The organism is Photobacterium angustum, assembly GCF_003026365.1.
In the GTDB taxonomy this organism is placed as follows: Bacteria; Pseudomonadota; Gammaproteobacteria; order Enterobacterales; family Vibrionaceae; genus Photobacterium; species Photobacterium angustum.
Map to the genome: position 1 here is coordinate 59,330 of NZ_PYOM01000021.1, position 24,149 is coordinate 83,478.

Annotated in this window: 20 protein-coding genes and 4 tRNA genes; 12 read left to right on the top strand and 12 right to left on the bottom strand. The window is 41.2% G+C overall.

Going from position 1 to position 24,149, the window contains the following annotated elements:
- Positions 1 to 98: 98 nt before the first annotated feature.
- The gene (gene aspA, locus CTN01_RS18815) at positions 99 to 1,562 is read right to left on the bottom strand and encodes an aspartate ammonia-lyase (RefSeq protein ID WP_005372625.1); all 1,464 of its coding nucleotides are present in this window, start codon (positions 1,560 to 1,562) and stop codon (positions 99 to 101) included.
- A gap of 446 nt (positions 1,563 to 2,008) precedes the next feature.
- On the opposite strand from aspA, the gene CTN01_RS18820 reads away from it, so the two are divergent.
- Positions 2,009 to 2,524, top strand: a complete 516-nt coding sequence (locus tag CTN01_RS18820; RefSeq protein WP_045150150.1) for an FxsA family protein — start codon at positions 2,009 to 2,011, stop codon at positions 2,522 to 2,524.
- Between the two features lie 81 nt (positions 2,525 to 2,605).
- On the opposite strand, the gene CTN01_RS18825 is transcribed toward CTN01_RS18820, so the two are convergent.
- Positions 2,606 to 3,973 (bottom strand): MATE family efflux transporter, encoded by a 1,368-nt coding sequence (locus CTN01_RS18825; RefSeq protein WP_045150151.1) that lies wholly within the window; start codon positions 3,971 to 3,973, stop codon positions 2,606 to 2,608.
- Positions 3,974 to 4,182: 209 nt separating this feature from the next.
- Between CTN01_RS18825 and CTN01_RS18830 the strand changes: the two genes are divergently transcribed.
- From CTN01_RS18830 to CTN01_RS18845, 4 genes are all read left to right on the top strand, one after another.
- Positions 4,183 to 4,473, top strand: a complete 291-nt coding sequence (locus tag CTN01_RS18830) for a co-chaperone GroES (protein WP_005372610.1) — start codon at positions 4,183 to 4,185, stop codon at positions 4,471 to 4,473.
- Between the two features lie 41 nt (positions 4,474 to 4,514).
- The gene (gene groL / locus CTN01_RS18835) at positions 4,515 to 6,158 is read left to right on the top strand and encodes a chaperonin GroEL (protein WP_045130908.1); all 1,644 of its coding nucleotides are present in this window, start codon (positions 4,515 to 4,517) and stop codon (positions 6,156 to 6,158) included.
- A gap of 1,531 nt (positions 6,159 to 7,689) precedes the next feature.
- Positions 7,690 to 9,348, top strand: coding sequence for a group II intron reverse transcriptase/maturase (ltrA, locus tag CTN01_RS18840; RefSeq protein ID WP_045150152.1), 1,659 nt, complete (start codon positions 7,690 to 7,692; stop codon positions 9,346 to 9,348).
- Between the two features lie 122 nt (positions 9,349 to 9,470).
- Positions 9,471 to 9,692 carry a DUF2188 domain-containing protein gene (locus CTN01_RS18845; RefSeq protein ID WP_045150153.1) on the top strand — a complete coding sequence of 74 codons (222 nt, stop codon included), beginning with the start codon at positions 9,471 to 9,473 and terminating at the stop codon, positions 9,690 to 9,692.
- Between the two features lie 1,010 nt (positions 9,693 to 10,702).
- Here CTN01_RS18845 and CTN01_RS18855 read toward each other — a convergent pair.
- The 3 genes from CTN01_RS18855 to epmB all read right to left on the bottom strand — a co-directional run bounded on the left by CTN01_RS18855 (position 10,703) and on the right by epmB (position 13,957).
- Positions 10,703 to 11,161: a hypothetical protein gene (locus CTN01_RS18855; protein WP_005372602.1), complete on the bottom strand. Its 459-nt coding sequence runs from the start codon at positions 11,159 to 11,161 to the stop codon at positions 10,703 to 10,705.
- A gap of 432 nt (positions 11,162 to 11,593) precedes the next feature.
- Entirely contained in the window at positions 11,594 to 12,496 is a 903-nt protein-coding gene (rimK, locus tag CTN01_RS18860) for a 30S ribosomal protein S6--L-glutamate ligase (RefSeq protein ID WP_045137470.1), read from the bottom strand.
- A gap of 438 nt (positions 12,497 to 12,934) precedes the next feature.
- Positions 12,935 to 13,957, bottom strand: a complete 1,023-nt coding sequence (epmB, locus tag CTN01_RS18865) for an EF-P beta-lysylation protein EpmB (protein ID WP_045084713.1) — start codon at positions 13,955 to 13,957, stop codon at positions 12,935 to 12,937.
- Positions 13,958 to 13,990: 33 nt separating this feature from the next.
- Between epmB and efp the strand changes: the two genes are divergently transcribed.
- Positions 13,991 to 14,557 carry an elongation factor P gene (gene efp / locus CTN01_RS18870; protein ID WP_005372599.1) on the top strand — a complete coding sequence of 189 codons (567 nt, stop codon included), beginning with the start codon at positions 13,991 to 13,993 and terminating at the stop codon, positions 14,555 to 14,557.
- A gap of 177 nt (positions 14,558 to 14,734) precedes the next feature.
- Here efp and frdD read toward each other — a convergent pair whose 3' ends face one another.
- From frdD to frdA, 4 genes are read right to left on the bottom strand one after another with little or no spacing between them, the layout of a single operon-like run.
- The gene (frdD, locus tag CTN01_RS18875; RefSeq protein ID WP_107188529.1) at positions 14,735 to 15,097 is read right to left on the bottom strand and encodes a fumarate reductase subunit FrdD; all 363 of its coding nucleotides are present in this window, start codon (positions 15,095 to 15,097) and stop codon (positions 14,735 to 14,737) included.
- Positions 15,098 to 15,107: 10 nt separating this feature from the next.
- Positions 15,108 to 15,491 (bottom strand): fumarate reductase subunit FrdC, encoded by a 384-nt coding sequence (frdC, locus tag CTN01_RS18880; RefSeq protein ID WP_005372596.1) that lies wholly within the window; start codon positions 15,489 to 15,491, stop codon positions 15,108 to 15,110.
- Positions 15,492 to 15,493: 2 nt separating this feature from the next.
- Positions 15,494 to 16,234 (bottom strand): succinate dehydrogenase/fumarate reductase iron-sulfur subunit, encoded by a 741-nt coding sequence (locus CTN01_RS18885; protein WP_045084710.1) that lies wholly within the window; start codon positions 16,232 to 16,234, stop codon positions 15,494 to 15,496.
- A complete protein-coding gene (gene frdA / locus CTN01_RS18890; RefSeq protein ID WP_045150155.1) occupies positions 16,234 to 18,057 on the bottom strand; it encodes a fumarate reductase (quinol) flavoprotein subunit in 1,824 nt (607 codons plus the stop codon). The genes CTN01_RS18885 and frdA overlap by 1 nt, the downstream gene beginning before the upstream one ends.
- A gap of 530 nt (positions 18,058 to 18,587) precedes the next feature.
- On the opposite strand from frdA, the gene epmA reads away from it, so the two are divergent.
- Entirely contained in the window at positions 18,588 to 19,556 is a 969-nt protein-coding gene (epmA, locus tag CTN01_RS18895; protein WP_045129032.1) for an elongation factor P--(R)-beta-lysine ligase, read from the top strand.
- 278 nt (positions 19,557 to 19,834) lie between these two features.
- Here epmA and CTN01_RS18900 read toward each other — a convergent pair whose 3' ends face one another.
- From CTN01_RS18900 to rsgA, 3 genes are all read right to left on the bottom strand, one after another.
- Complete coding sequence (locus CTN01_RS18900) at positions 19,835 to 20,551, bottom strand: carbonic anhydrase (protein WP_045184630.1); 717 nt, start codon at positions 20,549 to 20,551, stop codon at positions 19,835 to 19,837.
- A gap of 302 nt (positions 20,552 to 20,853) precedes the next feature.
- On the bottom strand, positions 20,854 to 21,726 hold the full coding sequence (asd, locus tag CTN01_RS18910) for an archaetidylserine decarboxylase (RefSeq protein ID WP_045129035.1): 873 nt from the start codon (positions 21,724 to 21,726) through the stop codon (positions 20,854 to 20,856).
- A 200-nt stretch (positions 21,727 to 21,926) separates the two neighbouring features.
- Positions 21,927 to 22,979, bottom strand: coding sequence for a small ribosomal subunit biogenesis GTPase RsgA (rsgA, locus tag CTN01_RS18915; RefSeq protein ID WP_039872903.1), 1,053 nt, complete (start codon positions 22,977 to 22,979; stop codon positions 21,927 to 21,929).
- A gap of 72 nt (positions 22,980 to 23,051) precedes the next feature.
- On the opposite strand from rsgA, the gene orn reads away from it, so the two are divergent.
- The 5 genes from orn to CTN01_RS18940 all read left to right on the top strand — a co-directional run bounded on the left by orn (position 23,052) and on the right by CTN01_RS18940 (position 24,148).
- Positions 23,052 to 23,597 carry an oligoribonuclease gene (gene orn / locus CTN01_RS18920; protein ID WP_045150157.1) on the top strand — a complete coding sequence of 182 codons (546 nt, stop codon included), beginning with the start codon at positions 23,052 to 23,054 and terminating at the stop codon, positions 23,595 to 23,597.
- A gap of 130 nt (positions 23,598 to 23,727) precedes the next feature.
- A tRNA-Met gene (locus CTN01_RS18925) sits at positions 23,728 to 23,804 on the top strand.
- 22 nt (positions 23,805 to 23,826) lie between these two features.
- Positions 23,827 to 23,902, top strand: a tRNA-Gly gene (locus CTN01_RS18930).
- 71 nt (positions 23,903 to 23,973) lie between these two features.
- Positions 23,974 to 24,050: transfer RNA gene (locus CTN01_RS18935), tRNA-Met, on the top strand.
- 22 nt (positions 24,051 to 24,072) lie between these two features.
- Positions 24,073 to 24,148 (top strand) — tRNA-Gly (locus CTN01_RS18940).
- Position 24,149: the final 1 nt, after the last annotated feature.

The following is a 24,149-nucleotide window of genomic DNA, read 5'->3' on the forward strand; positions in this document are numbered from 1 at the left end:
CAGGGTCATATTTGGCATGAATTGAGTCAAAACAAAAAAGCTCAAAAAAAAAGCGGGTTTTCATGTGAAAACCCGCTTTTTTACATTTTTTCAATTGCTTAGCTGTATCTTTGTGCTTTGTATTGAGGGTGCATCAAGTTTTCGATAGAGAAGATATCATCTAATTGCTCTTCAGTAAGAAGACCGCGCTCTAGAACAACTTCACGGACACTCTTACCGGTTTCAGCACAGATTTTACCTACGATATCGCCTTCATGGTGACCAATGAATGGGTTTAAGTAAGTTACGATACCGATAGAGTTAAATACGTAGCTCTCACAAACATCTTTATTCACTGTGATGCCTTCGATACATTTCTCACGTAAATTAACACACGCATTTTTTAGCAAGCTGATTGACTCAAATAACGCTTGACCAATTACTGGTTCCATAACGTTAAGTTGAAGCTGACCTGCTTCTGCAGCAAAAGTAATGGTTGTATCGTTACCAATTACTTTAAAGCAAACTTGGTTAACCACTTCAGGGATAACAGGGTTTACTTTTGCTGGCATGATAGAAGAGCCAGCCTGCATTTCAGGAAGGTTAATTTCGTTAATACCAGCACGAGGGCCAGAAGAAAGTAGGCGTAGATCGTTACAGATCTTAGATAGTTTCACCGCAGTACGTTTTAGCGCGCCGTGAACCATAACATAAGCGCCACAGTCGGATGTTGCTTCAATCAAATCTTCTGCAGGTGTAACAGGTAGACCTGTAATTTCAGCTAGACGTTGAACCGCTAGGTGTTGGTAACCTGTCGCTGCATTCAAACCAGTACCGATAGCTGTCGCACCTAGGTTGACTTCAAGCAGTAATTGCGCCGTGTAATGTAGACTTTTGATTTCTTCTTTTAGTAATACACTATAAGCATGGAACTCTTGGCCTACCGTCATAGGTACTGCGTCTTGTAGCTGAGTACGGCCCATTTTTAAGATGCTAGCAAACTCTGTTGCTTTCACATCGAAGGCCGTCTTTAGGTACTCTAGTGCTTCAAGCATGTTAATGATGCTGTTATATACCGCAACGCGGAAACCAGTAGGGTAAGCACAGTTAGTCGATTGTGACTTGTTTACGTGATCGTTTGGGTTAATGATGTCATATTCACCTTTCTCTTTGCCCATAAGTTCAAGAGCAAGGTTTGCAATCACTTCATTGGTGTTCATATTTACCGATGTGCCAGCACCACCTTGGAATACATCAGAAGGAAATTGATCCATACAACGGCCTGTTTCTAAAATAAGATCACAAGCTTGCTCGATGTAGTTACCGACTTCTGAAGGTATCGCGCCAAGTTCTTTATTCGCCATCGCTGCTGCTTTTTTGGTGAAAACCATGCCGCGAACAAACTCAGGTACGTCTGAAATGGTGGTATTAGAGATATTAAAGTTTTCGATTGCACGTAGAGTGTGAATACCCCAATACGCGTCTGCTGGAACGTGACGCTCACCAAGAAGATCTTCTTCGATTCTAGTTGCAACATTCAGTGCTGCTTCGTTATTTTTTTCAAGATCAATCATCTGAGACATAATATAGCCCTTTGGGAATCTTTTAATAAAATCAATGGGTAAGCCAACTATCCAAGCAAAGAATCCGTTTCGCTAAGTTGAAGCAAGATGATCGTACCTGACATCTTAATTGATGCTGATGATACTCCCCTGATTGGCTAAAAACATAACCCAGATCACTTTTTACGTTAGCCTGAAAATATTTGCACAGAAACGCGATCATACTCACAAAAGTTGTTAACACCTGAGCGGCTTATTTATCTAAAAATGAAAATAAATAACAAAATATGAACAAGTTGTTTGGAGGGGAAATGTGTTTTTAAGACCCAGTTCAAATATCACTGTTGAATTATTTGTTAACGATTTTTTATCTTAGGCGACACGGTATTTAGCGTTTAAACATGTAATACTATATTGAGTCATTCAGCGTTTTGAATAACCAATACGTTATAAAAAAGAGGTTAGGTGTGTTTGCAATATTAATGCTGCTTTTTATCGCCGTTCCAATGATTGAAATTGGCTTATTTATTCAGGTCGGTGGCTTTTTAGGTTTTTGGCCAACCATGATGTTAGTGTTTATTACTGCCGTCGTTGGGGCTTCTTTGGTACGTAGTCAAGGTTTAGCGACATTAATGTCTGTACAAACTAAGATGCAGCAAGGACAAATGCCAGCACAAGAAATTGTTGAAGGTGTACTGTTAGCCGTTGCTGGGGTTTTATTGCTCACGCCTGGATTTATGACAGATGCCTTAGGCATGTGTATTTTACTGCCACCTATTCGCGCCAAGATTGCACAGCAATTAATGCAGAGAGTAAAAGTACAGAGTAATTTTAATCAGTTTGGTGGTGGTTTTAGCTCGGGGTTTGATGGGCAATCAGCAGGACCGTTTGGTCATAAAAATGATAATGGTGATGTTTTCGATGGTGAATTTGAACGTAAAGATGATCAAAATGACAACCATCAAAACCCACGCTTAAAGTAGGTGTTTAAACGTAAGATATAAAAAAGTATTAATAAAAAAGGCAGCGTTATCTGCCTTTTTTATATTTACACTATTCATATTTTAGGTGGGCGTAACTAGCGAAGATAAGGTCGTTTTTTGTAATCGCCGCGCATACAAATAAGCACAAATACCGCCAATAACATTGGCAATAGAGATACCGATAAATAGCCCTTCCGTACCATAGTACAAGCTACCTACCCAAGCGCTTGGCAGCAGAAAACCAAATAAACGTAACAGATTCCAAATCAGTGCGTTGACAGTTTTATGTAATGCATTGAGCGCACTAATGAGTAGCATACATACTGCTTGTAAACCATAACTGGCAGGTACAACTAATAAATAATGCCAAAGTTGATGTTGTACCGTTGCATCACGAGAAAACAGTGAAGCTAATGGCACACTGAGTGGCACCATGGCGATAAAAATCAACAGTTGGAATAAAATCGCAAAATGCATGGCAGTAAAAAGCGCTTCAAATGCACGTTCAGGTTTATTGGCGCCAAGGTTTTGCGCCATAAACGGCATTAATGCTGAGCCTAATGCCATCATTCCTATCACTAAAATTGATTCAATACGCATCGCGGCACCGAATGCGGCAACTGATGTGGTGCCTTGTACGGCAAGCAATGACATTAATAAAGCACTCGATAATGGATTGAGTGCGTTTGATAATCCAGCAGGCGCGCCAATATGTAATATCTGCTGCCAATCGGATTTTAATTTTAGGAGTACTGGCGTAGTGAGTAATTTTTCACGGCGATGGAGCAAATACAGTGAAGCGGTTAATGCTACAGCCCAACTGATCCCGCTTGAGATTGCAGCGCCTTTCACTCCTAATTCTGGAAACGGGCCGTAACCAAAGATCAATAAAGGGTCGAGGATACCGTTAATTAAGCCAGCTATGATCATAATTTTCGCAGGGCTTTTGGCATCGCCTGTTGCGCGTATTGCACTGTTACCCGTCATTGGGATCACTAATAAGGGGATCGCGATGTACCACACTGTCATATATTCATGGATGATTGGCAGTAAATCCGCACTGGCGCCCATTAAGGAAAAAAGTGGATCGATTGTTAGCCAACCAACGGTTGAGCCTAACACCATTAAAATAACGGCAAGCAATAAACCATGCGTGGTGAGCCTTGCTGCACTTTTGGTATCACCACTTCCGAGTAAACGTCCAATGCTGGTGGAGATCCCAACACTCATTCCCATGGTGATACAGTTCAAACCAAAGGTAACGGGAAACGTAAAACTGACTGCGGCTAATGCATTGGTGCCAAGTAGTGAGATAAAAAATGTATCAACCAGATTAAACATTAAAATAGCAATCATACCGAATACCATTGGTACTGCTAAACGGCGTAATGCATCTGGGATCGGATCGGATAATAAGCCGTATTTATCAGGCTTGTTGTTGGTTTCCATGGCGGTCTCATTGTAAGGATGCTTGCATACCCTAATGCAAAGAATGTGATCGGGCAAAAGTTCTCAAATAAATAATGAAAAAAAATCGGTCTAAACCTTGGGTTCTCTCTAATTAGACCCAACATGATTAGATAATAGAAAAGTCGCCAAACATCAGTTTGTGTGTACATTCATGTATGGAAATTACCAATTATCAGGAGAGACGACCGATGAACATTCGTCCTTTACACGACCGTGTTATCGTTGAGCGCCAAGAAGTTGAATCTAAGTCTGCTGGCGGCATTGTATTAACAGGTTCTGCAGCTGAAAAATCAACTCGCGGCAAAGTACTTGCAGTAGGCAAAGGTCGTATTTTAGAAAACGGTTCTGTTCAGCCACTTGACGTTAAAGTTGGCGACACTGTTATCTTTGCTGAAGGCTACGGTACTAAGACTGAAAAGATCGATGGCAAAGAAGTTCTAATCATGTCTGAAAATGACATCATGGCAATCGTTGAATAATCCGATCACATCGAATTAAAAATTAAGAAAGGAAACGCAAGATGGCTGCTAAAGACGTTAAATTTGGTAACGACGCACGAATTAAAATGCTAGAAGGTGTCAACATTCTAGCTGACGCAGTAAAAGTAACATTAGGTCCTAAAGGCCGTAACGTTGTACTAGACAAATCATTTGGTGCACCAACTATCACTAAAGATGGTGTTTCTGTTGCGCGTGAAATTGAACTGGAAGATAAATTCCAGAACATGGGCGCACAAATGGTGAAAGAAGTTGCATCACAAGCTAACGATGCGGCGGGTGACGGCACAACAACAGCAACAGTACTTGCACAAGCGATCATCGCTGAAGGTCTAAAAGCAGTCGCTGCGGGTATGAACCCTATGGATCTTAAGCGTGGTATCGACAAAGCGGTTATTGCTGCGGTTGAAGAGCTAAAAGCGCTATCTGTTCCATGTGCTGATACAAAAGCTATCGCACAAGTAGGTACGATTTCTGCGAACTCTGATGCAACTGTGGGTAACCTAATTGCTGAAGCGATGGAAAAAGTAGGCCGTGATGGCGTTATCACAGTTGAAGAAGGCCAAGCACTTCAAGACGAACTAGACGTTGTTGAAGGTATGCAGTTTGACCGTGGCTACCTATCTCCATACTTCATCAACAACCAAGAAGCGGGTTCTGTTGATTTAGAAAGCCCATTCATCCTATTGGTTGATAAGAAAGTATCAAATATCCGTGAACTTCTTCCTGCATTAGAAGGCGTTGCTAAAGCATCTCGTCCTCTACTTATCATTGCAGAAGACGTTGAAGGTGAAGCGCTAGCAACATTAGTTGTGAACAACATGCGTGGCATCGTGAAAGTGGCTGCTGTTAAAGCGCCAGGTTTCGGTGACCGTCGTAAAGCAATGCTTCAAGATATCGCAGTACTAACAGCTGGTACCGTGATTTCTGAAGAGATCGGTCTTGAGCTAGAAAAAGTGCAGCTAGAAGATCTTGGTCAAGCTAAGCGTGTAACTATCACTAAAGAAAACACAACAATCATCGACGGTTCTGGTGAAGAAGCGATGATTCAAGGTCGTGTTGCACAAATTCGTCAACAAATTGAAGATGCAACATCTGACTACGACAAAGAAAAACTTCAAGAGCGTGTGGCTAAACTTGCTGGCGGCGTAGCGGTTATTAAAGTTGGCGCAGCAACTGAAGTTGAAATGAAAGAGAAGAAAGACCGCGTAGAAGATGCACTACACGCAACTCGCGCAGCGGTTGAAGAAGGCGTTGTTGCTGGTGGTGGTGTTGCACTTATCCGCGCAGCATCTAAAGTTGCAGGCCTTACTGGCGACAACGAAGAGCAAAACGTGGGTATCCGTGTAGCACTTCGTGCAATGGAAGCTCCTATCCGTCAAATCACGAAGAACGCAGGTGATGAAGAATCTGTTGTTGCTAATAACGTACGCGCAGGTGAAGCGAACTACGGTTATAACGCAGCAACTGGCGAGTACGGTGATATGATTGAAATGGGTATCCTAGACCCAACAAAAGTAACTCGCTCAGCACTTCAGTTCGCAGCATCTGTTGCTGGTCTTATGATCACGACAGAAGCAATGATTACTGACAAACCGACTGATACTCCTGCAATGCCTGATATGGGCGGCATGGGTGGTATGGGTGGCATGGGCGGTATGATGTAGTGCGACGAGAGTCGTGCTGTCTGAGATCCAGTTCAAACTTTTGAATGGACTCTCGCTCTAGTGGTTGAAAATTAATCGCCACTAGCCTAAGGTAGTCAATGAGGTTAACACCTCATTGACTAACCGAATTGAGTGATAATCTGAAACACTCAAGCTTTCAGCTGATTAAAACACTACCTGCGTAATGCAACTCTATATAATTTCTAAGTTTTTTTTAGAATATTTATATTATCTGGATTCTCCATAATCCCTCTAATGGCATGAACTTTGTCATAATATTCTTATATCTAATTAATTTTGATATTAAGATATCTATAAATTGTCGATTGAAATAAAGCTGTTCTTAATGGAACTAGATTTGATAGGTTTTAAATATCAGTCTAACCATATATTTACGTATTTAGTTATCTTGTTATCTTGTTATCTGTTGATATCCAAGGTTAATTATATTGAGTAGATTCAGAAAGCTTTCTTTCTATAAGACTTAAATCACAAAATATGTACTTAATCGATTGATTATGATGCATATCTGCTCTAAGGTTTTATTGAGATATTTTTTTAATGTATTTCATAAACTAAATTAGGTGATGATCTGGAACACCTAAGCTTTTAAGTTGATCATCCTCATACATTGCTAACTGCAATAATATTAATTTCTCGACTGAGAAACTAAAATACTATGGAAATCCATCCACACCAGCAATCATATTTCTATGTTGAGAAGCTTAAAATCATTACTTGGTTTATTTTGATCTTAGCCTGTATTAATTCTCATAGAAATATTCCCCAAATATGATCTAACCAATCATACAACCAACTTAGACAGTCACGACTTAAGCTCTTGTCTGTATTGTTCGAAGTTAAACTATCGAACCGATTGTGCAGTCAATCGTAGCCTAGGGATAGGGCAAATTTGGTAACAAATTGTCTGAAGCTTCCTAACAATGTACTCCTGTGCAAACAGTTAATATTGAACGTGAGTTCTTATTAAGACAACCTAAATACAGTAGGTTTAGAGGCTAGGCTAGATAATAAGGTGAACACATGTGAACTGTTGTTAAACACCGTCAACCGCACTAAGCGAAATGTATTGATACGCTTAAACCAAAAGGTATGTGGCATAGTTATTTCTTTTACATCTAGGGATACACTGCTTATAAGCCACCGGTGAATAGACAGCACCTAAGTTATTTTTGTACAGACATGGGAACTCGGTAAGCCCTACTATCCGCCCTTGTTGGCAAGTGATTCGTAAGATGATCTGATGGATAAGAGGGTAAAGGACGAAGGAAAAAGCGAATGTTCTACTGTAATGGTAGAAATAGAGGTTCAAAATTTGCCTCACGTGAAAGCGGGCTGACTTCTTTCTGGTCTTTAATCGTGTGAAAACAGGTAAAGCCACCAAACATAAACATACGTTTAGACGTTAAACTCGAACTAAACCCTGAGGGATGAAGGCTATTTTATCCCTCTAGGGATAATTCTGTCTTTTCTCTAGGATCTTGGTTCGCCCAACTAGGAGAAGAGCAAGATGAGTAATTCTTCCGTATTACCTGCATTCTCCCACTCGGCGGAGCATTGGCACAGTATTAACTGGGAACTGATGCACCATAGAGTGAGGGGGCTACAGGTAAGGATCGCGAAAGCAACACTAAAATCTGATTGGAGACAGGTTAAAAAGCTGCAACGCATGCTAACTCGTTCGTTTGCTGCCAAGGTGATAGCCATTCGGCGTGTCACCGAAAACAGAGGGAAAAACACCCCGGGTGTTGATGGAGAAATTTGGAACACTCCGGTTTTGAAGTGGGGAGCCATAGATCAGCTGACGCGTAAAGGTTATAAGCCCAGACCGATGAAGCGAGTCTATATTCCTAAAGCTAATGGCCAGCGTAGACCGTTGGGAATACCAACCATGCGTGATAGAGCAATGCAGGCACTATACCTGTTAGCTCTTGAACCCATATCGGAAACCACGGCGGATCGAAACAGCTATGGCTTTCGCCCGAATCGCTCTTGTGCTGATGCGATCGAACAATGTTTCGTGAACCTCAGTCGTAAGACTAGTGCCCGTTGGGTACTGGAGGGTGATATCAAAGGGTGTTTTGACTTTATCTGCCATGATTGGCTTATCGCCAATATTCCTTTGGATAAGGCGATACTCAAGAAGTGGCTGAAATCTGGATTCATGGAATCTGGGAAGTTTAACTCGACGGAGGCGGGTACACCGCAAGGTGGGATTATATCACCTGTACTCGCTAATATGGCCTTAGACGGACTGGAAACGGTGATCGAATCCCACTTCGGGAAGAAGAACACGAAAGCCAGTTACAAAACTAAGGTTAATTATGTTCGTTATGCAGATGACTTTATCATCACGGGAATCTCGAAAGAGCTACTAGAAGATAAGGTCTTACCAATAGTTGAAGCCTTTATGGCAGAACGGGGATTGCAATTGTCAGCAGAAAAAACGCTGATCACGCACATAGACGACGGGTTCGATTTTCTCGGGCAGAATTTGCGTAAATACGACGGTAAGATGTTAATTAAGCCGTCAAAGAAAAACGTGAAGAGCTTTCTGCGCGGTATACGAGATTATCTCAACAGCCATAAAACGGTGCCAGCTTCAGCGGTGATAGCGAAGTTGAATCCGATGATCAGAGGGTGGTGTAACTACCATCGCTGGGTATGTGCGAGTGAGACATTCAAATATATCGATTACAGGATCTGGAAAATGTTGTGGCAGTGGTGCCGCCGAATACATTTGAATCGCCGTAAGCGCTGGATTAAAGACAAATACTTTAAAACAGTGGGGGATAGAAACTGGGTATTTAGTGCACCTAAACCAAATGGGAATGATGGGCACTATCGTTTGCTTAGTGCAACGAGAGTCAAAATCGACAAGCATGTTAAAATTCGGGCATTAGCTAACTGTTACCTACCTGAAGACGAACAATATTTTGAGCGTCTAAAGATGCAAAGAATGAAAAAGTCTATGCAAGGTAACTGGAAGCTATGGAAAATTGTCGAGAGACAAGATTACAAATGTGCGGTTTGCCATCAGCAGTTTAACTCGGAAGATGAATGGGATATTCACCATATTGTCAGAAGAGTAGATGGTGGCACGGACATTAGCTCAAATTTGATGATGTTGCATATTAACTGTCATCGGCAGCTACACCAATTAGAGTGAACGAATTTTAATTTAAATCATATAACTATCTGTATTTTTGCTTAAATTTTGTTTTTAATGGTTGTTTTCTACATGCATCACCCACATATATATTAGTGTTGTTGTATATTAGGGGGTAAAGTATGGGAAAGAATCAATGGGTAGTAAAAAAAGGTGAGCAATGGGGTGTTAAAGGTGAAGGAAATGAAAGAATTACTTCATTTCACAACACACAAAAAGACGCTATTGCTGCTGCTAAATCCATAGCAAAAAATCAAAAAAGCGAACTTATAATACAAGGTAAAGATCATAAGATTCGAGAAAAAAACTCTTACGGTAATGACAGCTACCCACCAAAAGGTTAAATACAACTTTGTTGCTGGTTCATGATGATTCCAGAACTTATAAAGACTTGAGCCGTATGCGGGGAAACTCGCACGTACGGTTCTTAGGGGGCGGTGGTTGTAGCAATACACTACTGCTACCCGACATCCATTAATAACAGTAGAGATTTGTCTCTTAGTTATTTGAAAAGCCGAGCGTGATGCTCGGCTTTTTTATTGTCTGACAAATATAGAACCAAGATGCGTAATATTATTTTATTTTTGTACATAGTTTGCCGGGAATATTCCTTAAAAAGCTGCACAAAAATAAAGTCATTTAAAAACAGTGGGTTATGTGAGCATTGCGATGTGTTAGCTTATATTGTTGAAAGTGTACACCTATTTGTTGTTCTGGTCGTGTAAAGGTGTTCATCTTGTCCTGTTGTTCTCTCTAATAGACTCAGATAAAAATAAGGCGTGATTGTTATAATCAAGCGTGTAATTAGTAAAAATGGCGTACAGTATTTTATCTAAAAAACACCAATAACCACATCTTAATTCATAAGTATATAAAGATTTCTATTTGCATGTTTTTGTTTAAGTAAGTGTCTTTATATTTTTATTGTGTTTTAACTTAACTAAGCCACTTAAATATCATAAATATATTAAAACATGTTTTTTGTGAAATAATGTTAAAAATGTGTACGGCAATATTCCTTTAATAATACTTAATTAAATTATCGACTTTGACGTGGTCGATAAATATGTTTCCCCAGTATATTGACAGCCATGAACTATCGCTCACCTAGAAAAAACCTCCAAAAGCTGTACTTTATTTTTGTTGTTTTATTTCAATTACTTACGTTAAAATCAAAAGGCACTGCAAATGCGACTGAATTTGAGCGCAAAAAAGCTGTAATTTTTGTGTTTAGCTGTACAGGTTGGTTCGGGGAGATGATTTTGATGTCTAATAGGGCTGGAAAAGATGGTATTTAGTTATAAAAACGCCCCTGTATTGACAGAGGCGTAGTGAATATCAAAAAGGGAGTCTATTAGCTTTCGCTAGGTAGGTTATCCTGATTTAATGAGACCCACGCAGCCATAAAGCAAACAATGAAGGACTGGATGAAACCACGTAAATCGATATCACCTTGAACTAATACATCATCGGCGTTAGTTTCCATGTTAAAAGAAACGGTACGATCCTTTATGCTGAAGAATACACGACCAACCAGTACTAGGTTCTCACCATTATCGTCTGGGTTGTAAACCATACCTGCGCCAATTTGATCGTGTTCAGTGATAGGTAAAGCGCTAAACGCTAACTTTTCAGCACCTTCAAAGCCAAAGCCTGCGTAATGCTTACTTGGATCTTCTTGCTGTAATAGCTGAGAAAGCATCTCTGTATAAGTCTCTAGGGCTTCTTCTGGTACATCTTTAGTATTTACCTGTCCCATGTCAAAAGGCTTTTCATCTTCAATCATAGCAACGTTATAGGTAAAGTCTGTCATTGTTAATCCTTTGATCTTTAATATCATCATCATTATATAACGTACTACGTTAACGTAAATTTGAACTGTCTGATAGTGTTAATCTCCCAGTGATTAATGGATGTTTTAACGATCACATTTATAGAAATGTGATGATATATTGTTTCAAACTTTGCTTTTTCAGTGAATAGGTAAGCTGTTACTTACTAACTATATTAATAATAAATAAGATATAAAGAACTCAGTGGTATAAAAGCTTTAGTTTGTTGAGGAAAAAGCTTAAAAAGCTGTACGGAATTAATTTGCTTATAATCAATAGGTTATATTGGTTGATTGAGGTTTTTACTTGAGGATGATTCTGTTCTGCTTTTTGCTGTATTTTAAGTGAAAAGCTGATCTTTATTTTAGTTCATAGTTGCCGTTGTTATGAAATATAACAACGGCGATTTCAAGTTATTGATTTAATTGAAACCTTTTGCTCTTGTTGGCATTTTTTTCAATATATTCGATGATCATACCAGCAATATCTTTACCTGTTGCGGCTTCAATGCCTTCAAGGCCTGGTGATGAGTTGACTTCCATGATTAATGGACCACGGTTAGAACGCAGTAAATCTACACCTGCCACGCTTAATCCCATTGCTTTCGCTGCTGCAATCGCCGTTTTACGCTCTTCAGGTGTAATACGGATCAGTGATGCACTCCCACCACGGTGTAGGTTTGAGCGGAACTCACCTTCTGCTGCTTGGCGCTTCATTGAAGCAATGACTTTATCGCCAATAACAAAACAACGGATGTCGGCACCACCGGCTTCTTTAATATATTCCTGAACCATAATATTGGCTTTTAGGCCCATAAAAGCCTCAATCACACTCTCTGCTGCTTTTTGAGTTTCAGCTAATACTACGCCAATCCCTTGAGTTCCTTCCAATAACTTAATAACTAAAGGTGCACCACCGACCATTTTGATTAAATCAGGCACGTCATCTGGTTTACTCGCAAAGCCAGTAACAGGCATACCAACACCTTTACGGCTTAATAACTGTAATGAACGTAGTTTGTCGCGTGAACGAGAGATAGCAATGGATTGATTGACAGGGAAGACACCCATCATTTCAAACTGACGTAACACAGAGCAGCCATAAAAGGTAATGTCTGAGCCAATACGCGGAATAATGGCATCAAAACCTGTTAAATCATTGCCCTCAAAGTGAATTGAAGGCTGCACGGAGTTGATGTTCATATAACAACGCAGTGCATTAATAATTACAGCTTCATGTCCTCGTTGCTCACAAGCTTCAACAAGGCGACGGGTGGAGTATAGGTTAGCGTTTTGCGACAAAATGCCAATTTTCATTGCGTTACTCGCGACAAATAAGAGGTGATAGTCAGCAGCGTTAAGTTTGGCGAACTTGTTAAAGATATGCTGCTGTATGAATCGCGACTATGCGCTTAAAACAATAAAAAATCGATAGCCTTAATGATGATTTTTTTTGATTGTCTTGGATAATTTTATTTATCGAAGAGGTATAAGTAACATGATGTTCTTTTTAATGTAAGTATAAATAACATCATGTTACTTATGCTCGGTTGTTATTTTTCTTGAAAAGCTGTACATGATATTTTAATTGTTATTAATCAATATCTTATATGTGAGCTGCCATGTTTCTTTAAGTGGTTGTGATTTCTCGTTCATCTTTTTGGTGTAATTTCAATAAAAAGGTGATCGTTTTATTTTGGGTGTAAAAAAAGACGATTAAATCGTCTTTTTTCGTGTTGCTGTTGGGTTTATGGCCTATTCAAGCAGTAAGTCCAGCGGCGTTTTACTTGCTCGTCCACCGATTTCTCTGGTGAGTTTAGGGACTAGATACCCCGAGACTTGGGTGATTAATCCTGCCATTAATTGACGAGCCGTTTCATCATCTACCATATAATGCGCAGCGCCTTGCACGCGGTCTAAAACGTGAAGGTAATAAGGCTGAATGCCTGCATCAAATAATGCTTCGCTAAGGTCTGTTAATGTCTTTACAGAGTCATTAATGCCTTTTAGCAGTACGCCTTGGTTTAGTAAGGTAACATTGGCTTGTTTTAGCTTCTTCATTGCAGTGGTTAGCGCATCATCTATTTCGTTTGCATGATTAATATGAGTCACCAAAATCGTTTGTAAACGCGTCTCTGCCAGTATTTGACACAAATTATCAGTAATACGGTTAGGGATCACCACAGGTAACCTGCTGTGGATGCGTAGGCGCTTGATATGAGGTATTGCTGCAATATGCTCAACAAGCCATTGGAGCTCATGATCTTTCGCCATTAAAGGATCGCCACCGGATAAAATCACTTCATTGATTTCAGGATGGGCGGCGATGTACGCAAGGCTTTGCTGCCATTGATGTTTGTTACCTTTATTGTCGCTATATGGAAAATGACGACGGAAACAATAACGGCAGTTTACCGCACAGCCCCCTTTGACTATCAGCAATACACGATTGTGGTATTTATGCAGTAACCCTGGAATATCGTTCTGCTGCTCTTCTAGGGGATCGACAGAGTAACCTTGGTGAACTTCGAATTCTTGCTCTAAGGGTAAAATTTGACGTAAAAGTGGGTCATGTGGGTTGCCGATTTCCATTTTATCAACAAAGCTCAATGGAACACGTAGCGCAAACAGTTTCCTTGCGGCGAGGCCATTTTCCCATGGTGTGGGATCAATTTTGAGCAATTTGAGTAACTGAAAGGGATCAGATATCGCATTCGATAGATCATTAAGCCAGTTTTGCTCAACAGATGGCACGTTTAGGGGTATGATATGCGACATTAAATACAACTCGAAGATGTTAAGAGGATTAGAATGGCGTCTTTCAGCACCAATGAATTCCGCGGCGGAATGAAAATTATGCTAGATAATGAACCATGTGTCATTATCGAAAATGAATTTGTTAAGCCTGGTAAAGGTCAAGCGTTCAACCGCGTACGAATCCGTAAACTTATTTCTGGTAAAGTTTTAGAGAAGACTTTTAAATCAGGTGAATCAGTTGAAGCTGCGGACGTAATCGATACTGATCTTGATTACCTATACAACGATGGTGAATTCTACCACTTCATGAACAACGAAACGTTTGAGCAAATTGCTGCTGACGTTAAAGCTGTTGGTGATAATGCTAAGTGGTTAGTTGAAAATAACACTTGTACGCTAACACTTTGGAACGGTAACCCAATTGCTGTTACTCCACCAAACTTCGTTGAGCTAGAAGTTACTGAGACAGATCCTGGTCTTAAAGGTGATACACAAGGTACTGGCGGCAAGCCAGCAACACTAAGTACTGGTGCTGTTGTTCGTGTACCTCTATTCATCGCTATCGGCGAAGTGATCAAAGTTGATACTCGCTCTGGTGAATACGTAAGCCGCGTTAAGTAATTAATCGGTTTATAAGGTCGTTATATCATTAACGATGAAAAGGTCGCGTAAGCGGCCTTTTTTGTTTCTATTTTTTGATGTTGATGGAATAAAGGTAAGTTAGAAACTGTCTCCATCATAAAATTTAGATAATAAAAAAGCACCGCAAGCGGTGCTTTTTGTGTTTTTGTATAAAGCTTAAATCATGAATACAAAAATAATGGATAGGGCGGTGATCAAAAACGCAAATGCGTAACAAACAATCTTACCGACTACACCTGCATGGATTTTTAAATCATGCATACCGTGGTGCAAACGGTGCATCGCATGCCACATTGGTAGCGATAGAGTTACGATAACAAATAGCGCACCAATAAAGCTTGTTGCGAAATCTGCTGCGCGATCGTAAGTCATTGCTTCTGGGCTAATAATGCCAAGAGGAACAAGAATACCGAGCACTAGAATTGTAACCGGTGTGATCATTGCAAACCAAGTACCGCCAGCACCGAACAGACTCCACCATACTGGCTCGTCAGAACGTTTAGGATGTAAATTAACCACGACGGACTCCTTAAACTATCGCAAGAACAAACAAGGTAATAACAGCAACAACAGCCCACTGAGCAAGAATGATAATTTTCTTATCAAGCAATTTGCCTTTAATACGAATAGGCACAACTTGTGGCATCATATTGAAGTAGGTGAATGCGTGGAATAGGCTACCTGCTAAGGCAAGAATATTTAAAATAATCACAATAGGGTTAGCCATGAAATCTAACCAGCCTTGCCATGCTTCTGGACCTTTTACTAGGCTACCTAAACCAAAGGTTAAGCAGATAGTAAAAAAGATCAAAGGTAATACTGTTGCTTCACGGATCATGTAGAAGCGATAGAAAGAGCTGTCTTTCCACCAAGTACGCTTCATTTCACGAACGTAAGGTTTACGATTGCTCATCCTTATGCCTCCATCGGTTTGATCATCGCAATAACGAAATCTTTAGAAGACTCCACTTTGCCTTGGTTAACAGCCGCAGCTGGATCAACGTGCTTAGGACAGACTTCCGAGCAATAACCTACAAATGTACAGCCCCACGCACCGTTTTCGCCATTGATAAGCTCCATACGCTCATGTTGACCGTTATCACGGCTATCAAGGTTGTAACGGTGAGCCAGAGTCAATGCCGCAGGGCCTATAAACTCAGGGTTTAAACCAAACTGAGGACACGCGGCGTAACATAGACCACAGTTAATACAGCCTGCAAATTGCTTATATTTCGCCATTTGCTCTGGTGTTTGTAGGTTTGTACCATCTTCAGGCGTGCGATCGTTACCAATGATGTATGGCTTAATTGCTTCAAGGCGCTCAATAAATGGCGTCATATCGACAATTAAATCTTTTTCAATCGCAAAATTTGCTAAAGGCTCAATTTTTACACCGTTAGGGTAGTCACGTAAAAAGCTCTTACAAGCGAGCTTTGGAACGCCATTAACCATCATGCCGCAAGAGCCACAGATAGCCATACGACAAGACCAACGGTAGGATAAATCCTTATCTAGGTTGTCTTTAATGTAACCAAGCGCATCAAGAACAGACATGGTTTCATTGAACGGTACTTCGAATTTTTCTAGGTACGGTTCTGCGTCTTTTGCTGGGTCATAACGCAGAATTTCAACTGATTGAATGCGAGTCGCTGACATTATGCCTTTTCCTCTTGTTGCTCTGTGGCTGCTAGTTTTTCAGCAGAGTCTTTTGCTGCAGCTTCGTCAGCGGCAGCACCATATAGACGTGCTTTTGGTTGAGATTTGGTGATCGTTACATGGCTGTAATCGATAATTGGCGCATCTCCATTGTTGTAAAACGCTAACGTGTGTTTTAGGTAGTTCACATCATCACGTTCAGTACAGCAATCATCTAAGCGTTGGTGTGCACCACGCGACTCTCTACGATTAATCGCTGAGTGTGCCATCGCTTCAGCCACCTCTAGGCCGTAACCAATTTCAATTGCGTATAGCAGATCGGTGTTAAAGACTTTGCCTTTATCTTGAATTGAGATGTGCTTGTAACGCTCTTTTAGCTCAGCTAACTTATCAATCGTTGCCTGCATTAAATCTTCTTGGCGATAGATACCACAACCCGCTTCCATGGTGTGACCCATTTCAGTGCGGATCTCTGCCCAGTTTTCATCACCTTCTTGTGCCATTAGGGCATCAATACGTGCTTGAACAGCATCAATTTGTGCATTGATCGATGCGTCATTCCAACCTTTGAATTCCTCAGCACGTTTAACCGCGTGCTCACCAGCAACACGACCAAATACTACGAACTCTGCTAATGAGTTAGAACCTAAACGGTTGGCTCCGTGAAGACCGACAGAAGCACACTCACCCACAGCAAATAAACCTTTAATACGAGTTTCACATTCGCCATTTGTTTCAATACCACCCATGGTGTAGTGAACAGTAGGGCGAATTGGGATCGGCTCTTTCGCTGGATCCACGTTGACGTAGGCTTTTGCTAATTCACAGATGAATGGAAGACGTTCATGTAAGTATTCTTCACCAAGATGGCGTAGATCTAGATGTACCACATCACCAAGTGGGTGCTTGATGGTGTTACCTTTTTGTTGTTCATGCCAGAAAGCCTGTGACACTTTGTCACGAGGGCCTAATTCCATGTATTTGTTCTTTGGTTGGCCCACCGGTGTTTCAGGGCCCATGCCGTAGTCTTGCAAGTAACGGTAACCGTTTTTATTTACAATGATACCGCCTTCACCACGACAGCCTTCCGTCATCAAGATACCTGTGCCTGGAAGACCTGTTGGGTGGTATTGTACGAATTCCATATCACGTAGTGGAATACCGTGACGGTACGCCATTGCCATACCATCGCCAGTGACGATGCCACCGTTAGTATTACAGTGGTAAACACGGCCTGCACCGCCCGTTGCCAGGATCACTGATTTTGCTTTAATACAAATCAACTCACCTTCAGACATGTGGATAGCAATTAGACCTTGTACTTCACCATCTTCAACTAAAAGATCAACCACAAAATATTCATCAAAACGTCTGATTTGAGAGTACTTAATTGAAGTTTGGAATAAGGTGTGTAGCATGTGGAAGCCAGTCTTATCTGCAGCAAACCATGTACGTTCTACTTTCATACCACCAAAACGACGAACGTTCACTTCACCGTTTTCTTTACGGCTCCATGGGCATCCCCACTGTTCCATTTGGATCATTTCACGAGTGGCGTTTTCTACAAAATATTCAACAACATCCTGTTCACATAGCCAATCACCACCGCCAACGGTATCGTTGAAGTGGTTATCTAAGCTATCTTCGTCCTTGATCACGGCAGCAGAGCCACCTTCAGCCGCAACAGTGTGCGAACGCATTGGATACACTTTTGAGATCAGTGCAATTTCTAGTTCTGGGTTAGCTTCTGCAGCAGCGATGGCAGAACGTAGGCCTGCACCACCTGCGCCGATTACAGCGATATCTGTGGTAATAGTCTTCACAGCTATCCTCCGAAGGTAAGACGGTAAAAATTGAAAAGACGCGCGCGGCGCATCTATCCTTGAAATCCTGAGCGCATTCTATGAAACCCTGTGATTAGATAAATTGATTTAGACGCATGTTTTTACCTAAATGGTCAAAAAATGTAAGAAGATTACAAAACCTGTGATATTTGTCACAATCGATCATGTTTTAAAATTGTCATCTCTTTGTATTTGTTGGTTTTTATGTTTAATAAATGTTAATAGATGTATGGTGGTTATTTTGTTTTTATTGGGAGTTTCTTCTAACTTGATGATAGAAAAGATAAATAAAGAAATGATTTAGTGCGGGGGATATGGATGTTGAAAACTAACGGTTTGACATTAAGTTTTCATCAGCGAGAAAAAAGAGAAGCTATTTTTTCATAATTTATTCATATCTCTATCCGATATAGAGACTTTGTTGCGATCTCTTGTGGGAATCAGCGACGTTTATTGCTGAGCTCTGATAAAATGTGAGCATTACTCAATTTCATCAAAGAAGAAAGTTTATGTCTACTTGGCAACCTACTGCATCTATCGAGCAACTCAAAAAACGCGCTCATCTGTTAGCGGTTATTCGTCAGTTTTTCGCCGCTCGTGATGTGATGGAGGTCGATACTCCTGCCATGAGTCAAGCAACGGTGACGGATGTACACCTACATACTTTTCAAACGGAGTTTGTAGGACCTGGGTATGCTGATGGGCAAACGTTATTTTTAATGACCAGCCCCGAATTTCACATGAAACGATTACTTTCTGCGGGAAGTGGGGCGATTTATCAGATCTGCAAATCTTTTCGTAATGAAGAGTCTGGTCGTTACCATAACCCCGAATTCACCATGTTAGAGTGGTACCGTCCTAACTTTGATCATCATTTGCTCATGGATGAAATGAATGACTTACTGCAGTTAGTTTTAGGTTGTGGGGCCGCTGAGAAGATGACCTACCAACAGGCGTTTATTAACCAACTTGGCGTGTGTCCTTTAACTGGCACAATGACGGAACTTAAAGCGGCGGCTGCAACGCTAGGGCTATCTGATATTGCTGAACCTGAAGACGATCGCGATACCTTATTACAGTTGTTATTTAGTATTGGGGTTGAAGGTAAAATTGGTCAGCATGTACCGGCTTTTGTTTATGACTTTCCTGCCTCGCAAGCGGCATTGGCGCAAATTAACCCCACGGACCCTCGTGTGGCAGAGCGCTTTGAGGTGTATTTTAAAGGTATCGAATTGGCGAATGGGTTTCATGAGTTAGCAAATGGTGATGAGCAATTACAACGTTTTGATCAAGATAATCAAAAGCGTTTGGAGATGGGATTAAAACCTCAACCGATTGATATGAATTTGGTTAATGCACTACGTGCTGGCTTCCCTGACTGTGCGGGTGTCGCATTAGGTATCGACCGTTTGATCATGTTGGCATTAGGGCTTGATCACATTGAAAAAGTGACGGCCTTTCCTATTGATCGAGCATAATCGGCAATATTTTTGAGACGTTACGTTTGTTATAAACGTAAAAAAGCACGGTAATTATCATCATTACCGTGCTTTTTTATTACGTAAGATAAATTTAACTGATATGTCCAAGATGCAGATAAATATCAACAGAGGACGGTATCAGGGCGACCGCAAATTTACCTAAAACAGCTTAAATTCATTTAGATAGTCCGCAAATAGGATTTCAAGGCGTCTTATCTTTAATAATCCAATATAGAGAATTTATGTTTTAAATGCAAGTAATTCTCATTACGTGCTTATTCAACGATAATTCGAGCATTAATGGGTTGTACTGGTCGGTTGTTATTGCCCATGACTTGATGCAGTTTCTCGGTTTGATCTTTAGAGCTGTATTGTGGTGTTTCTAACACAAACCAGCGAACACCTTCAGTACATGGTGGTGTCGTTAGCGAGCCATTGAATTGATAGTACTCTCGCTCGCGAGGAAGAAGGTTATTCGGGCTCAGGTCATCGGTGAAATCGATGGTATTGCCTTTAGTTGGGATATTTTTGAGTAAAGAGTTAAGAGCATTGTTCTCACGTAAGCCGTTTTCAAACATCACTGCGATAACGGCAATGTTGCCTTTATCATCTACATTCACAAAGTGCGCTTCTAACGGGTATTGCTTACCGTTGATTAAGTTTTCAGATGGCGTATGGAAATGAATTTGCTTCAAGGTATACGTATCGCCATCCACAATCAGCTTATTATCGCCACTTACGAGTGCTTCCACTGTATGCCCATTATTGGTGATATCTGTGATTTTTCCGTCGTACTTAATTCGCAGTGGGGCAAGGTTTGTTTGTAGCGCAGAAGTGATGTTAATTGGGCTTTGGTTTTTACCTAATCCACACATTGGATAGCTTTCAGCCCAGTGTTCGTTGCTTTTGCCATAGCCCCAGTCAGCGGCTTGTGCAGTTAGAGACACTCCTGCAAGGAGAGAAAGAAGAACTAAAGATGCTTTTTTTATCATGTGAAAACCTTTGTTATATCGCATTTTATATAGTGAAAAAGCGGCGCGTTGGTGTTGTCAGGTTAAGGACTGACATAACGGTATTTATTCTAGATAGGTATGATGGTAAGTCGAATACGAGAGAAAGGAAAATAAGATTATCTTTGTTACGGGTTTACGGTATTGAGAGTGGAGGAAATGTCATATTCTTTAGTGCAATGGTTGATCGATGATTACATGGCGTCGTCAACTAGAGCCCAGTGTTTACCGTATTATGGATAAGAAAAAAGGGCTATATTAGCCCTTTTTTCTTTTATCTATTATTACAGATCTTGGGAGATTTGCTCTGCGTAAGGCTGACCCATACGTGTTATTTGTAGTGGTTTCATTTCCTCTACAAAACGTACCGTACCTTTAGGGAATAAGTTGATCACCGTAGAGCCGAGCTTAAAGCGGCCCATTTCTTCACCTTTTTTCAGGCTAATTGCTTCAGTACCTGTTGCTGGGTAATCCCAACGACGTACTTCTGGGCCCGTTGGCGGTGTTACTGTTCCCGCCCACGTGGTTTCGATACTGCCGACAATCGTAGCACCAACAAGTATCTGTGCTAATGGGCCAAATTCGGTATCAAAGATACACACAACACGCTCGTTACGCGCAAATAGATTAGGGACATTTTCTGCAGTTAGTGGGTTAACAGAGAAAAGATCGCCGGGTACATAAATCATTTGGCGTAGCACACCATCGCATGGCATGTGAACACGGTGGTAATCACTCGGTGATAAGTATAGTGTCGCGAAATCACCGCCCATAAATTCATCGGCAAGATTTTTATCGCCACCTAAAAGTTCACAAGCATCAAAATAGTGACCTTTTGCTTGGAATAAACGGCCCTCTTTGATTGGACCGAGTTGGCTAACGCAAGCATCTGCTGGGTGGCTAATGATACGTGTATCTTCATTAATTGGACGCGCCCCATCTTTTAGTTCACGAACAAAGAAAGCGTTAAACGTTGGGTAAGCCGTAGGATCGGGATTACGTGCTTCTGCCATATCAACATTGTATTGTTTGATGAACCAACGAATAATCGCTGTGGTTACTTTGCCGCCTTCTAATGAAGCCAGTTTGCCCACTAAACGTGTTAGCGCATGCTTTGGCGTACAATATTGCAGGCCGATTTTTATCTTATCTAGCACAATTAATCTTCCGAAAAATACCACTTAATCAATAGTCTAGCTGCTTCTGTCAAAGACAAAGAACAACCCGAATCGGCAATGATACCTAACTCTTAGGGGAAAGTCAGGTTATCTGCATGGGTGGCTAAGAGTTTGAGAGTCGAGTCCAAAAATGAAGAGCATCCCTAAGAGAGTATAGGCACTCTCTTAGGGGAGGGGGATCAATCAGGCTTGTTACGAGAAAATTGGCGGTTAGCAACATTTTCCGACATGCTTTCAATGATCTTATGGTAGCTATTGAAACGGTCTTGGCTAATTTCACCTTTCTCAACGGCTTCACGCAAAATACAGCCCGGATCGTTTTTATGTTTACAATCGCGGAATTTACACCCACCAAGGTAATCACGGAATTCAACGAAAGCTTCTGTTACTTGCTCTGATTCTAAGTGCCACAAGCCAAATTCACGCACTCCAGGTGAATCAATCAGATCACCACCTTCTTCAAAGTGATATAAGCGTGCCGCTGTCGTGGTATGTTGACCTAACCCTGAATTGCTTGAAACATCACCGATATCGGCTTCAACTTCAGGCATTAAGGCATTAACCATACTTGATTTGCCCACACCCGATTGGCCCGCAAAAATACTGGTATGATCTTTTAAGTCTTGCTTTAAGCCATCTAAGCCTTCGCCTGTATCGGTACTGACAAGGCGAACGTGATAACCAATTTTCTCGTATTGTGCGAGTTTTTGTTCAACACCTTTACGCTCGTCTGCGTTCAATAAATCGACTTTATTTACGACAATAAGCGGCTTAATGCCGATAGTTTCTGCGGCAATAATATAGCGATCGATTATATTAAGAGATAGCTCTGGTAAAATAGCAGAGACGATAACAATACGGTCAACGTTGGCTGCGACTGCTTTTACGCCATCATAGTAATCAGGACGAGTCAGCATTGATTGGCGCTCATGCACCGCTTCAACCACGCCAGCAATACCTTGTAGGGTTTCAACCCCTGGACGCCAAACAACACGATCGCCAGAGACGAGACTTTGAATGCTGCGACGTAAGTTACAGCGATGAATTATGCCTGTTTCGGGATCTTCGACATCAGCATGTTGGCCGAAACGAGTGATCACCAACCCTTCTCGCGCATTTTCTAATAATGACTCATCCCATTGGACGTCATTTTTTTCGCGAGTTAGGCGTTTATTTTGGTTTGAGCGGACGCGTCGGCTCTGACCTTTAGTTAGCTTTTTCTTTTTTGCCACAAGAATATCATTCAATTTGGTTAGCTTTCGGTATTATCATACATGGTTTAGTCACAAAATAGGCAATATCGAATGACAATCAGCGACAAGAATCTCATTTGGATCGATCTTGAAATGACAGGATTAGATCCAGAAACCCATAAAATCATTGAAATAGCGACAATTGTTACTGATCCTCAACTCAATATTTTAGCGGAAGGTCCTGTACTTGCGATCCATCAGCCTGAAGCTGAGTTGGATAAAATGGATGATTGGTGCACAAATACGCATACAAATAGTGGTCTAGTTGAGCGTATTCGTAAAAGTACCGTAACAGAGCAACAAGCGGTGGCACAAACAATTGCATTTTTAGAGCAGTGGGTTCCTAAAGGAGCGTCACCTATTTGTGGTAATAGTATTGGTCAGGATCGTCGTTTCTTATACAAGCATATGCCTCAGCTTGAGCAGTACTTTCATTACCGTTATTTAGATGTCAGTACCCTAAAAGAATTAACGCGTCGATGGAAACCTGAATTATTAGATGGGCTTAATAAAAAAGGTAGTCATTTAGCGCTTGATGATATTCGCGATTCAATTGATGAATTACGCTACTATCGAGAGAATATATTTACAATTTGATGGTTAAATCGGCACTTGAAGAACTTTCTTCGTTTTTTTCTGCAGAAGCCTTGCATCAGTCAATTTTAGTCGTATAATGCGCAGCCTCGAAAGGAGATAACGTGTTTGTTTCCTTTCGATAAAAATCGGACGCGGGGTGGAGCAGCTTGGTAGCTCGTCGGGCTCATAACCCGAAGGTCGTTGGTTCAAATCCGGCCCCCGCAACCAATCTCTTTTAAAGAGATGTGATGCGACACTAGCTCAGCTGGTAGAGCGCAACCTTGCCAAGGTTGAGGTCACGAGTTCGAACCTCGTGTGTCGCTCCAAATTAATATTCATGGCTACGGCGGTGAATAAAAATAGTTGTCACCCAACTTAAAACAGGTGCAAAATCGGACGCGGGGTGGAGCAGCTTGGTAGCTCGTCGGGCTCATAACCCGAAGGTCGTTGGTTCAAATCCGGCCCCCGCAACCAATCTCTTTTAAAGAGATGTGATGCGACACTAGCTCAGCTGGTAGAGCGCAACCTTGCCAAGGTTGAGGTCACGAGTTCGAACCTCGTGTGTCGCTCCAA

Coding starts and splice junctions, on each gene's coding strand:
- efp (WP_005372599.1), top strand. CDS start 13,991: ATGGCGTCTTTCAGCACCAATGAATTCCGCGGCGGAATGAAAATTATG.
- CTN01_RS18900 (WP_045184630.1), bottom strand. CDS start 20,551: ATGATAAAAAAAGCATCTTTAGTTCTTCTTTCTCTCCTTGCAGGAGTG.
- epmB (WP_045084713.1), bottom strand. CDS start 13,957: ATGTCGCATATCATACCCCTAAACGTGCCATCTGTTGAGCAAAACTGG.
- CTN01_RS18825 (WP_045150151.1), bottom strand. CDS start 3,973: ATGGAAACCAACAACAAGCCTGATAAATACGGCTTATTATCCGATCCG.
- CTN01_RS18830 (WP_005372610.1), top strand. CDS start 4,183: ATGAACATTCGTCCTTTACACGACCGTGTTATCGTTGAGCGCCAAGAA.
- orn (WP_045150157.1), top strand. CDS start 23,052: ATGACAATCAGCGACAAGAATCTCATTTGGATCGATCTTGAAATGACA.
- ltrA (WP_045150152.1), top strand. CDS start 7,690: ATGAGTAATTCTTCCGTATTACCTGCATTCTCCCACTCGGCGGAGCAT.
- CTN01_RS18855 (WP_005372602.1), bottom strand. CDS start 11,161: ATGACAGACTTTACCTATAACGTTGCTATGATTGAAGATGAAAAGCCT.
- groL (WP_045130908.1), top strand. CDS start 4,515: ATGGCTGCTAAAGACGTTAAATTTGGTAACGACGCACGAATTAAAATG.
- frdC (WP_005372596.1), bottom strand. CDS start 15,491: ATGAGCAATCGTAAACCTTACGTTCGTGAAATGAAGCGTACTTGGTGG.
- rimK (WP_045137470.1), bottom strand. CDS start 12,496: ATGAAAATTGGCATTTTGTCGCAAAACGCTAACCTATACTCCACCCGT.
- aspA (WP_005372625.1), bottom strand. CDS start 1,562: ATGTCTCAGATGATTGATCTTGAAAAAAATAACGAAGCAGCACTGAAT.
- epmA (WP_045129032.1), top strand. CDS start 18,588: ATGTCTACTTGGCAACCTACTGCATCTATCGAGCAACTCAAAAAACGC.
- CTN01_RS18885 (WP_045084710.1), bottom strand. CDS start 16,234: ATGTCAGCGACTCGCATTCAATCAGTTGAAATTCTGCGTTATGACCCA.
- CTN01_RS18845 (WP_045150153.1), top strand. CDS start 9,471: ATGGGAAAGAATCAATGGGTAGTAAAAAAAGGTGAGCAATGGGGTGTT.